The organism is Thermosynechococcus sp. M98_K2018_005 (assembly GCF_015295825.1).
In the GTDB taxonomy this organism is placed as follows: Bacteria; Cyanobacteriota; Cyanobacteriia; order Thermosynechococcales; family Thermosynechococcaceae; genus Thermosynechococcus.
Window position 1 is genome coordinate 14,248 of sequence record NZ_DVEH01000027.1, and the last position, 14,578, is coordinate 28,825.

The 14,578-nt window shown below is 53.4% G+C and carries 17 protein-coding genes and 1 riboswitch; of the genes, 9 read left to right on the forward strand and 8 right to left on the reverse strand.

Annotated elements, in window-relative coordinates:
• Positions 1-43 precede the first annotated feature (43 nt).
• Positions 44-871, forward strand: coding sequence for a DUF3598 family protein (locus tag IGQ15_RS03375; protein ID WP_297048665.1), 828 nt, complete (start codon positions 44-46; stop codon positions 869-871).
• Here the strand turns inward: IGQ15_RS03375 and lnt are convergent.
• Positions 834-2,264: an apolipoprotein N-acyltransferase gene (gene lnt / locus IGQ15_RS03380; RefSeq protein WP_297048667.1), complete on the reverse strand. Its 1,431-nt coding sequence runs from the start codon at positions 2,262-2,264 to the stop codon at positions 834-836. The two genes, IGQ15_RS03375 and lnt, sit on opposite strands and share 38 nt — an antisense overlap.
• A gap of 40 nt (positions 2,265-2,304) precedes the next feature.
• Positions 2,305-3,504: a DNA double-strand break repair nuclease NurA gene (locus IGQ15_RS03385; protein ID WP_297048669.1), complete on the reverse strand. Its 1,200-nt coding sequence runs from the start codon at positions 3,502-3,504 to the stop codon at positions 2,305-2,307.
• 363 nt (positions 3,505-3,867) lie between these two features.
• Between IGQ15_RS03385 and IGQ15_RS03390 the strand changes: the two genes are divergently transcribed.
• Positions 3,868-4,473 (forward strand): hypothetical protein, encoded by a 606-nt coding sequence (locus IGQ15_RS03390; RefSeq protein WP_297048670.1) that lies wholly within the window; start codon positions 3,868-3,870, stop codon positions 4,471-4,473.
• Between the two features lie 40 nt (positions 4,474-4,513).
• On the opposite strand, the gene IGQ15_RS03395 is transcribed toward IGQ15_RS03390, so the two are convergent.
• The 4 genes from IGQ15_RS03395 to IGQ15_RS03410 all read right to left on the reverse strand — a co-directional run bounded on the left by IGQ15_RS03395 (position 4,514) and on the right by IGQ15_RS03410 (position 8,378).
• Entirely contained in the window at positions 4,514-4,966 is a 453-nt protein-coding gene (locus IGQ15_RS03395) for a DUF4278 domain-containing protein (RefSeq protein ID WP_297048672.1), read from the reverse strand.
• A 44-nt stretch (positions 4,967-5,010) separates the two neighbouring features.
• Positions 5,011-5,095: riboswitch (Glutamine riboswitch) on the reverse strand.
• Positions 5,096-5,179: 84 nt separating this feature from the next.
• Entirely contained in the window at positions 5,180-5,830 is a 651-nt protein-coding gene (locus tag IGQ15_RS03400; RefSeq protein ID WP_297048674.1) for a Crp/Fnr family transcriptional regulator, read from the reverse strand.
• A gap of 166 nt (positions 5,831-5,996) precedes the next feature.
• Positions 5,997-7,517: an anthranilate synthase component I gene (gene trpE / locus IGQ15_RS03405; protein WP_297048676.1), complete on the reverse strand. Its 1,521-nt coding sequence runs from the start codon at positions 7,515-7,517 to the stop codon at positions 5,997-5,999.
• A gap of 33 nt (positions 7,518-7,550) precedes the next feature.
• Positions 7,551-8,378, reverse strand: coding sequence for an aldose epimerase (locus tag IGQ15_RS03410; protein WP_297048678.1), 828 nt, complete (start codon positions 8,376-8,378; stop codon positions 7,551-7,553).
• 78 nt (positions 8,379-8,456) lie between these two features.
• Between IGQ15_RS03410 and IGQ15_RS03415 the strand changes: the two genes are divergently transcribed.
• From IGQ15_RS03415 to IGQ15_RS03440, 6 genes are all read left to right on the forward strand, one after another.
• Entirely contained in the window at positions 8,457-8,822 is a 366-nt protein-coding gene (locus tag IGQ15_RS03415) for a hypothetical protein (RefSeq protein ID WP_297048681.1), read from the forward strand.
• Positions 8,823-8,918: 96 nt separating this feature from the next.
• Complete coding sequence (locus IGQ15_RS03420; RefSeq protein ID WP_297048683.1) at positions 8,919-9,260, forward strand: LapA family protein; 342 nt, start codon at positions 8,919-8,921, stop codon at positions 9,258-9,260.
• Positions 9,261-9,333: 73 nt separating this feature from the next.
• Positions 9,334-9,900 carry a peptide deformylase gene (gene def / locus IGQ15_RS03425; RefSeq protein ID WP_297048685.1) on the forward strand — a complete coding sequence of 189 codons (567 nt, stop codon included), beginning with the start codon at positions 9,334-9,336 and terminating at the stop codon, positions 9,898-9,900.
• A gap of 18 nt (positions 9,901-9,918) precedes the next feature.
• On the forward strand, positions 9,919-10,116 hold the full coding sequence (locus IGQ15_RS03430; RefSeq protein WP_297048687.1) for a hypothetical protein: 198 nt from the start codon (positions 9,919-9,921) through the stop codon (positions 10,114-10,116).
• A gap of 16 nt (positions 10,117-10,132) precedes the next feature.
• Positions 10,133-10,516, forward strand: coding sequence for a glycine cleavage system protein GcvH (gene gcvH, locus IGQ15_RS03435; protein WP_297048689.1), 384 nt, complete (start codon positions 10,133-10,135; stop codon positions 10,514-10,516).
• The gene (locus IGQ15_RS03440) at positions 10,517-11,452 is read left to right on the forward strand and encodes a branched-chain amino acid ABC transporter permease (protein WP_297048690.1); all 936 of its coding nucleotides are present in this window, start codon (positions 10,517-10,519) and stop codon (positions 11,450-11,452) included.
• 10 nt (positions 11,453-11,462) lie between these two features.
• Here the strand turns inward: IGQ15_RS03440 and IGQ15_RS03445 are convergent, their stop codons facing one another.
• Together IGQ15_RS03445 and IGQ15_RS03450 are read right to left on the reverse strand one after the other, a co-directional pair.
• Positions 11,463-13,133 (reverse strand): Ppx/GppA phosphatase family protein, encoded by a 1,671-nt coding sequence (locus IGQ15_RS03445; protein WP_297048692.1) that lies wholly within the window; start codon positions 13,131-13,133, stop codon positions 11,463-11,465.
• Between the two features lie 97 nt (positions 13,134-13,230).
• The gene (locus tag IGQ15_RS03450) at positions 13,231-13,962 is read right to left on the reverse strand and encodes a hypothetical protein (RefSeq protein WP_297048694.1); all 732 of its coding nucleotides are present in this window, start codon (positions 13,960-13,962) and stop codon (positions 13,231-13,233) included.
• A gap of 71 nt (positions 13,963-14,033) precedes the next feature.
• Between IGQ15_RS03450 and IGQ15_RS03455 the strand changes: the two genes are divergently transcribed.
• Entirely contained in the window at positions 14,034-14,558 is a 525-nt protein-coding gene (locus tag IGQ15_RS03455; RefSeq protein ID WP_297048696.1) for a GNAT family N-acetyltransferase, read from the forward strand.
• The last annotated feature ends 20 nt before the right edge of the window (positions 14,559-14,578 follow it).

The following is a 14,578-nucleotide window of genomic DNA, read 5'->3' on the forward strand; positions in this document are numbered from 1 at the left end:
TTTTCTATAGGATGGTGGTGGCACACAGCGGCAAAGATAATCAATGACAACAAATTGGGAAAATTTTCGCAAAAACCTTGGGGAATGGCATGGCTCCTTCACGGCTGTCAGTCCGATGGGGGAAGTGGGAACATCAGTGCCCTCGATTTTGATCCTTGCCGATACTGCTGACGGTCAGCGGGTGCGCTTTGAACTGCGACGCTTTGGCAATGGTCTCGATCAGCCCCCCACCAGTGAAACGGTGCAGGAGTATACCACCATTGGCCGCCAAAATGTCTTTTTTCCGACGGGGGCTTTTTCTAAGGGATCGTTGCAGGTGGCGCCCTTTGCGGAGTTTGGTGCCGAGTATGGCTTTGTCATGGGGGATCGCCGACTGCGGTTTGTCCAACTCTTTGACAAAAATCAGCACCTCCAATCCATGACCCTGATTCGCGAGTTTCGTGCCCACAGTAATGCCGTTGAACGTCCCCCCTTAACCGTGGATCAACTCTTAGGGGAATGGCGCGGTACGGCCTACACCGTCTATGCCGACTGGCGATCGCCAACGGAAACCCCGACCCAGCTGAGCCTTTGGCGCGAGGGCGATCGGCTCTACCAACTGCTGCAAACCCCCGACCACGAGGTGAAAACAACGGCCACAATGACTGGCTCACGGCTTCTCTTTAGCGATACGGATCAACCCAAGCAGCTTGTGTTGCTACCCGATGGCACCTCTAGCCTTACACCGCTGCAAGTCTCCTTTCGTCAGCCCTTCTTTGTTGAGGTGGGCTGGTTGTGGGCAGAAGGGCAGCGGCAGCGCCTCATTCGTACCTATGGCGATCGCGGTGAATGGGTCAGTGCGACGCTCGTTGTCGAAGAACGGATAAGCTAAGCATCCCCAGCAAGAGGGGGAGCAACCAATCCCCATAGTGAGTGTAGAGGGTCTGGGTCTGTCGCCGCAAAATCGTTGCTGCATGAATCACAAACTCGTCGGTATCTGAGAGCCAAAGGGTTTCCCCCGTAGGCGCAATCACCGCGGAAAGACCTGTATTCGTCGAGCGCACCAGCCAGCGATCGCCTTCGACGGCCCGCAACACATCATGGCCGTGGTGCTGGGTCATCAGTTGGTGACGGTAGGGATCATTGTTGGCAATACTCAGGATAAACTGCCCCCCATGAACCAGTTGCCAGCGACTGCGGTGGGAAAAGGCGGATTCAAAGCAAATCAAGACAACGGCATTGCCCCAAGGGGTGGTAAAGACCTGCTCAGGGTCTCCTGGAATCAGGCGCGATTGCAATGTGGATAACCGCTGCACCACCCCCGCCAGCCAATCGGGAATATATTCCCCCAATAGGACAAGATTGACTTTGTCATAGTGACTGTAAATCTCACCGTTACCATCAAGGGTCAGGAGCACCTGATGATGTCCCCCCGCCGTCTCCATAAAGGTTCCTAACCACAGGGGCACCCCCGCCTGCCGCACTGCCTGCGTGATCGGATTCAGTTGCTGCGGCTGCCAGAGAATGGGCAGTGCCCCCTCTGGGGTCAAAACGGCATCAACCCCTAGAGCCACCAGTTGGCGATAGCCACGGGGATAGTCCTGCCAAGCGCGGCGGATACCCTCTGGCGTGAGCTTTTCCCGTGTCGGGATATTGCCTTGGATCAACCCCACCCGTAGGGGTTCCCCTTGATCGGCAATGACACTAGCGCCCAAAATCCCATTGAGGGCGATCGCCCCCGCGAGGGTCATCGCAAGCCAGACCCTTGCCCACTTTTGCCGCTGCAGACTGAGGGTGACCAAGCCATTCACTGTCATCACGACTGCCGTAATCGTGGTGGGCCCCGCCAGACGACCCAGTTGAAGGAGTCCCGTGGGGCTTTGGGTCAGGGATAAACTAGTCCACCATAGGGGTGAATGGCTCCAAAGGGCCTCAAGGGCACACCAAAGGGTCACACCCCACAGGAGTTGCCAAGGGGCAGATCGCCGTACACCGTAGCGTGCCATCAAAAAGGCCCAACTCCCGCTCAGGACTGCCCCCCAAGTGCTCAGGAAAAGCCAAATCCCCCGCGAGATTAGCCAACTGGGGACTGGGGCAATACCGATCCACGTCAGGGGATGCAAATCCCACACCCAGACCAAGCTACTGCCGTAGAACCCCCATCCCCAACACAGCCCCGCGATCGCTGCCCACAGGGGCGATAAAATCTGACATTGCCACCACAGGGGCACAATTCCCCCAAAGGCCAAGAACCACCCGCTTACTGGCGGTAGGGCCAACTGCATTCCCCACCCCGCGATGCCTAAACCAACGAACAGCGGCCACCTAGGCAATACTTTGGCGTTTGCGTTGCTCTTTGGGGGAAGGAGCCACATGCCACTGTCCTGCTTTAATCAGTTCCCGTTCCAGTAAAGCAAAAAAGCGCTGGCGATCGCTGCCGCGCACAACGGCTAAATTGTGGGCTTCTGCCAATGCCACAGGGTAACCGCGGCCTTTTTCAATTTGTGCTGCCGTCAACGCGACTGCCTGTTGCCACAGGTCTACATCCTGCGCTACCCATTGAGGGACTTCCAAACGCACCACTTCCGAGCCACCGTGGAGGTAGGCAACGTAGATCTGATGTTCACCGTAATGTTCCAGAATGCGACTGCGGCTACGCCAGAGGGAGCTATACTGTTGCGGTGCTAAGTGCGCTTGCCAGAGGAGCACATCCCGCAGCGGATCAAAGATTTGACAAGGGGGGCGATCGCGAGTTGCCTCGAGGCCAGTCTGACTTGTTTGACCACAGTGGAGGGCACAGTTGGGTTCAGGGTAGGGGCAAACCCCCAAGCGCAGAAAATTGACCGTTTCATGACTGCGAGAGGCGCTGACATAGCCCACCAAGGGAATTCGCTTCGCGCGCAATTCATCCCAAGCAGCTAAGATGGGCGTCAACAATTCCTCACGCACCATTGGCGGCAGTGATTCCCACGCCCAGAAAATCAGTGAACCATCCACGAGTGCTAAGCTGGGGGCTTTCTTGTCTTGCGTTTGAATGAGTTCAACAAGGGCAAGAATTTCCGCTTGGGTGCGGCGGTAGCGTAACCAGTCTTCTATGGTGAGTCCCCAGCCGCGCGATCGCCCCAATTCATCGGGGTCATAAACCAACTGCGGCACGCTATCTAAATGGGGGCGTTGCCCTTGACCGTAGGCGATCGCCACCCGTCCCACATTAATCAAATAGCAGTAGGCAATTTCGTGGTGACTGGGGGCAATTTGCGAGCCATCGGTGGCAAAAATCGTGTGTGATCTTGGGGCGGAGGGTACAGTATGCCTTGCGGTGAGGGATTCAACCGGTTCAGCAGTATGAAAGGGAAAGGAGTCGCCCCACGCTTCGATGGCTTGGCGATAGTGCTCTAAATTCTCTGCCATCCCTGTCAAGACTTCGAGGGCACGGGCTTGTTTTTGTTGGCTGGCGATCGCCCCTTGGCGGATCACATGACCCACCGTTCCCATTTGAGCAGCCACCTTGACGAAGTCCAACACTGCTTTCGTATCTAGAGATACAGATGCACCGAGGTCTTGCTCCCTCAACCCGCGATCGCCCGTGACTAATTGTTAAGTTAGATACACGTTGATTATCGATAAATTCAAAGTATTAAGATTTATTGCGATTTGGGACTGCTGGTAACTTTAGCGATCTCTAGGGGTATTGTCAACAGTACAGCTCTTTTCTTAGAATAAAGCATGAAATCCTCTCCTATAAAGACTTTCGCGATTTTCATGTGTGCTATCCGTGTGAAAAGAGTTGTAGATCACATTTCCTCAGGAAAGTAGGCATTAAAAATTCATCGATTGATGTCCCCTTGGTGCCGAAAGTTCAATAATTTTCTACCAGTAGGAGTAACCATGAAAATTGGCGAATTACTGCTGAAAGCAGCCCTAATTAACCTTGGTCAGCTTCAAGTGGCCTTGAGGGAGAAAGATATCTACACTCACCTGCGCCTCGGGGAAATTCTTGCCCTCCACGGTTGGCTATCACAGGGCACCATTGATTTTTTTGTCGAAGAATGGCCTAAGCTCATCCAAGATAAAGAAAAACATCCCATTGGTTTTTATCTCAAAAAGGCCGGTTTGTTGACCGAGGAACAAATTCAGCAAATTCTCAAAGAACAATGGCAGACTAGCTATCGCTTTGGTGCCTTGGCTGTCCTCAATGGCTGGGTGAAACAGGAAACGGTTAACTTCTTCCTGCAATATGTGAACCCCAATGCCCTCCAAAAAAGCAGCCGCATCGAAAGGGCGCTGGGGGGGAATCCAGGGGAATCGAAGGGGACTTCCCAACTCCATTCGTTCAAACCCGTTCAGGAGCCACTGAAGCAAGATTTGATTGATCCAGAGGATTTAGCGGAATTCGACCTTCACTTTGATGAGAAGCACTGGTTAACTCCGACAAAAACGCCACAGCGGAGTCCAATAAAAACTCGCATGAGAGGTCAACCCATGCGAGGCTAACTGTAAATTACTCTTGAGAGAGGACAATTACATCCGTGCGCTAGCTCATTGTGGCATGACTGCGATCGTAGCTTGTCCAGATATGGGGCTTAATTTTGCCCTGAATTTGGTTCCAATAGTGGCCTGCGGCCGCAGGTAATCCCATTTGGGCAATCATCCGCGTGAGGAGGGATTGTTCGCGGTTTTTGATCACTTGGTGGTGATGGGTGAGAATGACCCGCGAAAGTTGATTGAGATCAAGTGCTGGCATATTTACTTCCTTGGCTGTGTTGGCAGCAGCAGTTGCCTTCGTATTCACGGCTTCTGCTTGACCCGTACGGTAGGCAACACCGCGATAGATTAAATCCCGTACAGGTTGGGCTGGGGGATTCACTGCGTGGGTGCAGTGGTAATTCCAACCCCGATATTTTGCCACCACATCGGTTGCTTCGGTGCGTACTGCCGGAGGAACGTAATCGTATTGAACGCCGCGATAGGTCAGTGTGGTTTTCATAGTCATCGCCCCACATTATCTACTAGGTGGTTTTTGTCAACTGAGGCGCGTTCCTTCGGGACAACTGCCCTACTTCCGTCTTCACTGCTCACCCCAGTTTTCAGGTGTTCGCTAGCGAAGATGAACGATTTATTTCTGTATCTAATTTAACAGTTTTGCCACTATGAATGCAAGTATTTACAAAAATTTACACTAGAAAGCTCCCCCCCTGTTCTAGGGGGCCTTGATGCAGGTGGGGGTGCCCTCTGAAATCTCAGCGGTGTTGGTGAGAATGATGTGGCGATCGCGATCATAGGTGAGCCACTGCTCCTCTTTGAGCTTGCCCAAGAGGCGAGTCATCGTCACCCGACTCGTACCAATAGCTGTTGCTAATTGTTGATGGGTGAGGCGGACACTGTAGCGTGTGCCCAAGGGATGGGGTTGACCAATTTCTTGCTTCAACAGGAGGAGTAAATGGCGCAATCGATCCTCAATGCGGCGATGGCTGGTAATTCCCAGGAGGCCTTCTGCTTGAGACAGGCGACGAGCCAGACCGCGCACAAGACTTTGGGTCAAGTTAGGCGAGGATTCCACTTCCATTAGGGTAAAGAGCATTAGCTCTGCCTTGGAAAGTGCCTTGGCTTGGTAGGCCGTTAAACTGGTTAAGGGTAAACCAAAAGCAGTACCAGGTGTAGCCAGTCCCACCACCACTTCTTCACCATCGGGGTGCAAAAGATTTAAGAGGACAACCCCCCGGCTCACTAGCCAAATGCGCTCTGGCTCCATCCAGATGCTCTCACCCGCGCTGAAGATGTGGACTCGAGCAAAGGAACGCCAGCGCTCATCCACAGGGGGAGTAACTGCAGCGGTGGAGACGTTTGCCATGGCAGCAGAACCTCAAGCCAAGCAACCAATACCTAGGTGCAAGCCCAAGAGATTGGTTGTTTTTCCAACATTCCCAGTGCCTGTGTTCTGGGTAACGTTGGCCAACACTGTCGACTAGGCTAGGGGGCAAACGTAAAGATGAGATAATCCTTGGTTCAAGATAGGGTTAAGGTTTGATGACCAAGGCAGAAATTGCCTCCAGCGCCCCCCGCGCTTTATTCAGGGTTTCTTCGTATTCCCGTTGGGGATCGGAGTCAGCTACAATGCCAGCACCCGCTTGCACGTGAATGAGATGTTCGTCGTCAGTAAGGGGTTGCACCACCATTGTGCGAATGGCAATGGCCGTGTTGAGCTGACCTTCAAAGTCATAGTAACCATAGGCACCCGAGTAGGGGCCACGGCGGCAGCCCTCCAATTCATGAATAATCTCCATCGCCCGAATTTTGGGGGCACCACTCACTGTCCCAGCGGGGAAACAGGCTTGAAGTAAGTCCCATGCCGTTTTGTTGGGTAGTAGCTCTCCCACCACATTACTGACAATGTGCATGACATGGGAGTAGCGCTCAATCACCATAAACTCTTCAACGGTGACACTCCCTTGACGACACACCCGCCCCAAATCATTGCGCCCCAAATCAACTAGCATGACGTGTTCGGCGACTTCTTTGGTGTCAGCGAGGAGTTCTGCGGCAAGTTGCTGATCTTCGGCATGGGTGTGCCCCCGCTTGCGAGTACCGGCAATGGGACGCACAGTGGCAAGAAGAGACCCAGTTTTTTCAGGGTGGTGCTCCGCCTTGACCATGACTTCTGGGCTGGAGCCAATGATCTGCCACGTGCCAAATTGAAAGTAGGCCATGTAGGGAGAAGGGTTAATCAGGCGCAAGGAGCGATAGAGGGCAAAGGGATCACCGCTGTAGGGGGCACTGAGGCGTTGGGAGAGAACGACTTGGAAAATGTCGCCGGCGCGGATGTAGTCCTTGGCACGCGCCACATTGGTACAGAAGGCTTCAGGGGTGATGTTGCTGGTGTAGCTGGGGATCTGCCGACTGGGTTGCCAGTGAAGTTGGGTGGCCTCAGCAGGAATACGGGTTTGGAGTTTGCTCAAAAGCCGCTCTAGGCGATCGCCCGCGTGGGTATAGGCCGTTTTCAAATCTGTGTTGCGGGTATCAGCATAGACCACTGCCCAAATTTTCCGCTTCACCTGATCAAAAATCAGGATTTGATCCACCTGCATCCACACGCCGTCAGGCAAATCCTTTTCGGTAGCAGGATGAATGGGAACCCGTGGTTCAATCCACTGAATCAGTTCATAGCCCCAAAAACCAAAAAGACCGCCAATGCCCCCCGGCAGTTGTGGCAGCTTTACGGGCTGATAGGGCGCAAGGCAATTGGCCAAAATCGTGAAGGGATTGCCGGTAAATGTGGTGACCGAGCCATCGCGATGGGTTTGGGTGGTTTGGTTGCCCCGCGTTTCCAGTACCCATAGCGGATCACAACTGAGGAGGCTGTAGCGAGCCAATTGTTCACCCCCCTCGACAGACTCCAGCAAAAAGTTGTAGGGGCGATCGCGACAGACCCGATACCAAGCCGACACGGGCGTATCCATATCCGCCACCCACTCCTGATAGATGGGGATGAAGTTCCCCTGCTCGGCAAGCTGACAAAAGGTCTGAAAATCGGGGTACATGGTCGCATCTGTGAAAGCTTTCTTATTTTCTCCCTAAAGGGGGGCAACAGCAATCTCGACGCTAAGGGTGAGGTGCTTCTGTGGTGGCACGTGCAGTCGATCTACTCCCGTATTCAAGGCATTGCGGGGAGCGGTCCAAGGCTCTAGACAGTAGTAGGGTTTACCCTGAACAGTCCAAAAAACAAGGGTGGTAAAGGCTGTATCGTAGCGCAGCGTCAGGCAGTACTGTTGTTGCAGATCACAGACGCGAGCCACTTGACCCGTGAGGGGGCGACAGGCCAAATCCAGTTCTGCGGCACCCCAGTCAAACGTGCCGCTAAAGGTGAGGGGTTGTTGCGTTTTCTGATCCACCATGGCATGGATTGGCAGGTCAAACTGCAGTTGGTGCTTGTCAGCAACGGCAAAGTAGGGATGCAAGCCAAAGCTAAAGGGCAAGGGGGTATCACCGGGGTTAGCTACCTCAAGGGCGATCGCCAGGGCATCAGCAGCGAGGGTGTAGGTTAAGGTCAGATGAAAGGCAAAGGGATACATTTGGCGCGTGGCTGGCGTATCTTGCAATCCTAGCTTCAAGAGATGTTCCTGCTGATCTAACACCTGCCATGGCAAATCCCGTGCAAAGCCATGCTGCTTGAGGTGATAGGTTTGGCCATAGTAGTGAAATGTATCCTCGGGCAAATTGCCACAAATCGGAAAAAGGAGCGGAATACCGCCGCGCACGCTTAACTGCGGGTTAGCAAAGCGCTCCCGATCTAGGTACAGCAGCTCATGACCTTGCCACTGCCAGCGACTAATGAGGCCACCGCGCTCTGGGATCACTTCAACGCGAGTACGTTCGGCGTGGAGGGTATAGGGCATTACCATAGCTGGACAGGACGCCTGCTTTTTAGGATACACCCGCAACTACGCTAGAATAGCGGCAATGCCCTTGGAGGGAGGCCAATGTCCCTAAGATTTACCCTAACCCCCACCCTACGTTTTTGGTTCAGTGTGTTGCTGGTGACTTGGTTACTGGGGCTACTGGGGCTAGGCTGGTTAGTGCAATCCTTTCTGGTGCTGTTTTTCATCTTGATGTTGACCCCTGTGCTCCTTTTTACGGGGTTGCAACTGTGGTTTCGCTGGAAGCTGGTGACGGCGGCCTGCCCAGTGTGTGGCTTTGAATTTAGCAGTTTGAATAATACCCAAACCCAATGCCCCGCCTGCGGCGAAATCCTGATGGTGCGCGATCGCCAGTTTCAACGATTGGCTCCCCCCGGCACCATTGATGTCCAAGCAGTAGAAGTCAGTCAATCAGTGATTGAGGACTAGCCACAGTGGTATGATTAGCCCAAGTATTGTTGCTCGCTGGCAAGATGCCCGATGCGATAATCCCTATCTATGATTAGATGTGTTACAGGATGCCCTATGCAACAACTTAACTTTTTAATGATATTTGTCATTGGTTTGGGCTTAGTTCTCTTTAGTATTCAAAATACGGATCCCGTTAGTATTAAGTTCTTTGAAGGGAAAGTGATTCAAGCCCCATTGTGCATTGAACTGATTGTGGCCATGGGCATGGGTGCTGTCTTTGCTTGGGTCTTTAACGTCTGGGTACAGGTGCAGCGCATCTTTACAATTCGGGTGGAAATGGAAGCCCGCGATGAGCAAATTGCCCACCTTGAGGCGGATGTGGAACGCTACAAAGCTGCCCTTGAGGAGCAACAACGCCTCTTGCCCAGTGTCAGCAGTGCCTCGACGGAAAAGTAGCCTAGAGCCTTGAAAATTCGTTAGGCTAGGAAGTAATTAACTTTTGTTATTTTGTGTTAGGTCGGCGTGTCCTATGGCTACATCTCTGGCTGTTGAAAAGAAAAAGTTAAAAAATCCGCCCCTGCAATTGCACTATTTGGGCGATCGCGTGCTGCGTCAACCCGCCAAACGGGTCACTAAAGTTGATGAAAGTATTCGCGATATTGTGCGGAAAATGCTGCAAACCATGTACAGTGCTGATGGCATTGGCTTGGCGGCACCACAGGTGGGCATCAATAAGCAAATTCTCGTTATCGACATTCATCCCGATGACCCCGCAGCAGAGCCGTTGGTGATGATTAACCCCGTCATTAAGGACTTCAGTGAAGATCTTGAAGTATGCCAAGAGGGCTGCCTGAGTATTCCGGGGGTGTACCTAGAGGTGCGGCGTCCAGCCATGGTGGAGGTGGCCTACAAAGATGAGTGGGGGCGTCCCCAAGTCATTATGGCGGGGGGGCTGCTTGCCCGTGCGATCCAGCATGAAATTGATCACCTGATGGGGGTGATGTTTGTCGATCGCGTCGAAAACCAAGCGCTACTGCGCCACGAACTCAAAGAGCATGGGTTTACCGCCAGTGCCGTGCGTCCCATTGCTGCCTAACCCTGAGGATCATTGTCTGTGGCCAAGAGTTATCTATACCTATTGGGGGCCTGTGTGGCAGCGATCGCCACGGTGGGTTGTGTCTTTGAACTCAGTTCGGGAGAAGCCCAGTTGGGAACCATCCCAACTACCGTGATCTTGCTGCTCAGTGTGCCCCTGGGTTTAGTAGCCTTTGTAATGGCGGTGCGCCTTGGCCGTGCCAGCGATCGCCCCTGACGGATTGGAACCTGCTATGACGCTCACCTACCCTGACGACCTGCAATATCTCGACAGCCATGAGTACCTGCGCCTTGAGGGCGATACGGCCACCCTCGGCATTAGTGCCTTTGCCGTCGATCAACTGGGGGATATTGTCTTCGTTGAGTTGCCTGCTGTTGGCGATGCCCTAGAACCTGGCGAACGCTTTGGCACGATTGAGTCGGTTAAGGCCGTTGAGGATCTCTATGCCCCCCTTGCAGGAACCGTGATTGAGGTCAATCAAGCAGTCATTGACAACCCCGAGCACATTGCTGCCGATCCCTACGGCAAGGGGTGGTTGGTGAAGGTGCAAGTCAGTACCCCCCCGACAGGGCTCCTCTCAGCAGCAGATTATCGTGCCCTTGTGGAAGGCGCTTAGGTGGCAACGAACGCCCTGCAAGTCCTTGTAGATGGATTGGCCACGGGAAGTGTTTATGCCATCTTTGCCCTCGGTTATACCCTTGTCTTCTCAATTTTGGGCATCATCAACTTTGCCCACGGCGCTGTTTTTGCCATTGGCGCTTATCTCACCTATGCCCTCTTGGGAGGACGCTTTGGCTTTAATGGTCTGTTGGCCAATGGACAGCTTCCCGTTGCCTTACCCTTTGTGCCGGCCTTAGTTGTGAGTGCCCTTGGCTGTGGCCTGTTGGGGGTTGGCATGGATTGGGCGGTCTTTCGACCCTTGCGGCAGCAGCGCACCGATACCCTCTTGACCGTGGTGGCGAGTCTTGGGGCGGCTGTGCTCCTCAGCAACCTGATCCAGTATTTGGTGGGTGCCGAAGTCTATACCTATCCCGATCAACTCTGGGGGGGATTGCCCCTCACCCTGCGATTGGGGGACATTGCCCTGCGCACTAGTCAATTTGTCATCCTTGTCGTGGCCGTGGTCTTGATGATTGCCCTGACCTATTGGGTCAAAGGCACGCGCATGGGGAAAGGATTGCAAGCGGTGGCCGAAAATCCAACTGCCGCGACATTACTGGGGATTGATAGCGATCGCATTATTCAAGTAACGTTTTTTGTCAGCAGTGCTCTAGCTGCTGTTGCTGGTACCCTCGTCGCCTTGAGTGTTGGGATCACGGGGCCACAGTTTGGGGTGATCTTTGGCCTCAAGGGGCTAGCGGTGATTGTGCTGGGGGGCCTAGGGAGCTTACCGGGGACGATGTTGGCGGGTTTCTTTCTGGGATTGGTGGAGGCAATGGTGCCTGCCGCTGCTTCGGGGTTTCGGGATGCTGCTGCCTTTGCGATTCTCTTTCTTGTGTTGCTTGTGCGCCCCCAAGGGCTGCTGGGTCAGTCCCCAGTGGAAAAAGTCTAAGGCGCTTCAATCAGTCATTCACTGCTGTAGCTAGAACCGTACTGCTGGCGGGCACTAATTCCACCTTCAAACTGACGCCAAATTGGTTTTCAAAGGGTTCTTTTTTGTAGTTGACACTCCAAATTTCCAACTCACAGCGATCGCTAGGATCTGCCGGCTGCACCTGCACACAAAATTCCCGCTGCGGAGCGCGCCACTCACAGGTAATGTGATCCACAGCTCCGATTTGCCGCCGGTCCAAGGCTGAAGCCAGCCGTAGAATTGCACTGAGTTGCTCGACAACTTGCCGTTCTCGCCGTCCCACCAATTGGCGGAAGTTCTCATGTTTTTTCTTGGGGGGGCTTTTGCGGTGATAGCGACAGAGGTTGGCAATGATCTCAATTTCCGTATCGGTGTAGCCCAGTAAGCCACCGTGGCGCACCAGGTAGTAGGAATGTTTGTGGTGGGCGGAATGGCTGACGTAGTGGCCAGCATTGTGGAGGATTGCCGCTGCCCAAAGGAGTTCCCGTTCCACTTCTGTCCAGTTGTGGAGGATTCCTTGGGTGCGATCAAATAGCGTCAGGGCAAAATTGGCCACCCGTTCACTGCTGGCAAGATTGACATGGAACTTTTGCGCCAAACTGTAGGTACTGCGCTGGCGGACGGAGCTTTGATAGCGGAGGCGGTCTTCAATCAGACCGTGGGTGAGCATCCAGTCCACAATGATGCCTTCCCGCAGGGCGCGATCGCAGGTAATCAGGCTGGGTTGACCCAGCATCTCCATGGCCTCAGCGAGAATCACTGCCCCCGCAACAATAATTTCTGCGCGCCGCTCCGACATCCCCAAGAGTTGACAGCGCTGGTTAAAGTTTAGTCGCCGCAATTTGGCCACAAGTGCCTTTAAGTCCTCTAGCGTCAGTTCATAGCCCCGTAGAGAGGGGGGGCAAGCACCGAGGCGATCGCAAGTGTGAATCATCATCAGGCTCTCAATCGTGCCTGAGGTACCCACCAATTGCGGTTTTTCATGGGGGCTGAGTTGCTGCCGCAGATCTTCAACGGCACGATCCAACATTCCCCGGACGTAGGCGCGCAGGGCTGCGTAGTCCTGATCGCTAATGGGATCGCTTTTGACAAATAAATCTGTCAGACGTACTGCCCCCACCTTGGTACTGCTGAGGTAGCGGGGTTCATGCCCATCACCAAGGATTAACTCTGTGGAGCCACCGCCAATGTCAATGATAATGTGGGGCTTGCCGTTGAATTCTAGCCCCGAGAGTACCCCCAAGTAGATGCGCCGCGCTTCCTCTTCGCCGGAAATCAGATCAATGGTCAGGCCGGTCTCTTCCTTGACCCGCTCTAAAAACTCGCGACCATTGGGGGCTTCGCGCACAGCACTGGTGGCGACGCCAATAATTTCTTCCGCCTTGAGACCCATGGCCAATTCGCGACAGCGGCGCAGGGTGGCGATCGCCCGATTCATGGCCTCTTCCGTCAGTTGCCCAGTAATTTGGCAGCGTTCCCCCAGCCGTACCATATCCTTTTCGGTAGCAATGATTTTGAAGCTGGGTAAACTGGGCTGAATTTGCACCACCACCATGTGAATTGAGTTTGTCCCGACATCAATTGCTGCCAGAATGCGATCGCTGAGGTTCACCGGTCGCCACAGGTGGAGATGTTGTTCAGCCGTCATTGGACTTGTCATCGAGGGGACAAACATCCCCTATGGTATCCCAACTCCAAATCTTTTCACGAGGATAGAGCAGACGCGAAAGGATGCAAGCCACGAGGTGTCTCCTATCTCAGAAAAGGGCTGTATTTCCTGTTAAATGATCCTTGATTTTGGCAGCAATCCGTGAGCCTAAATAGTCGGGAATGACACTGCCATTGGGGCCTAGCAGATAGAGCAACAGCCGCACCCGCCCCCGCCAAAGCATAAAGTTGACATTCACCACCAGCAATTCCTCTTGCCAAATGGCATGCATCACCTTGTAAAGCAGTGCGGGATGATTCGCCGACTCCACCAAGAGTGCTGGTAGATGAAAGACCTGATCCTGATAAAAGCTGGTGGTAATTTGCGGCAGGCCTTCGTTGACGTTAAACTCCATTGCCAGCATTTCCTCAACGGCAAACTCACCACTGAGGGTCTGTTGGAGGGCACGGCGCACGCTTTCACTGCGCTTTTTCGTCAGGGGTTTGCCCTGCTCTGAGAGCACCAGTTTGACAAACACCAGCATCGGTGGTCGCACATGGCCATAGAGCGAGACATTGTGAATCGTTAGCTTGTAGGCGGCCATCACCCCAAAGAGATCACTGAGCAGATAGGAGTGATTGCGGTGGGCAAAGTGGAGAACGGAGCGATCGCCTTCGGGATGAATCTGAATCACCGCCTGATTTGTCCGATGAATTTGAAAGCCCAACTTGAGGTTTTGCAGTTGGACATCACGACCAACAAATTGCTCATAAAAGTCCGGAAAGGAGCGGTTAAACCGCTTCAGGACATCAAGGTTACGCAGTTGAAAATCGGAAACCATGGGTGAGAGTCGCTATACTATAGCCTAGGCCGGGTTACACTTGGTCGTTTCCCCATCTCCAGCATACTTGCATGAGCTTCTGGAAATCGCTGTTCAATTCGCAACCGACTGCCAGCGCCACCACGACGTCCCCTAGTTTAGGTTCTCAGGTAGAGCGGGACAATGGCAGCGAAAGCCAAATTATTTTTAGCAAAGAAAAAGATATTGATGTCTATGAACTCGAAGAACTTTGTGATGCTGTGGGCTGGTCGCGCCGTCCCATTCGCAAGGTAAAAAAGGCAATTCAGCATAGCTTTTTGGTGATCTCGATGTGGGAGCAGCGGGGTGCCTATCGTCGTCTGATTGGTTTTTCCCGTGCCACTTCTGACCATGCCTTTAATGCCACGATTTGGGATGTGGTGGTGCATCCAGAATTTCAAGGGCGGGGTCTGGGCAAAGAATTAATGCGGCAAATTATCAAAGAACTGCGCAGTGAGGACATCAGCAACATTACCCTCTTTGCCGATCCCCATGTTGTGGACTTTTACCGTCAGTTGGGTTTTCGTCCGGATCCCGAGGGGATTAAGGGGATGTTTTGGTACCCCAATTCCCGCTAGGCTCGATAATCGATAACGTA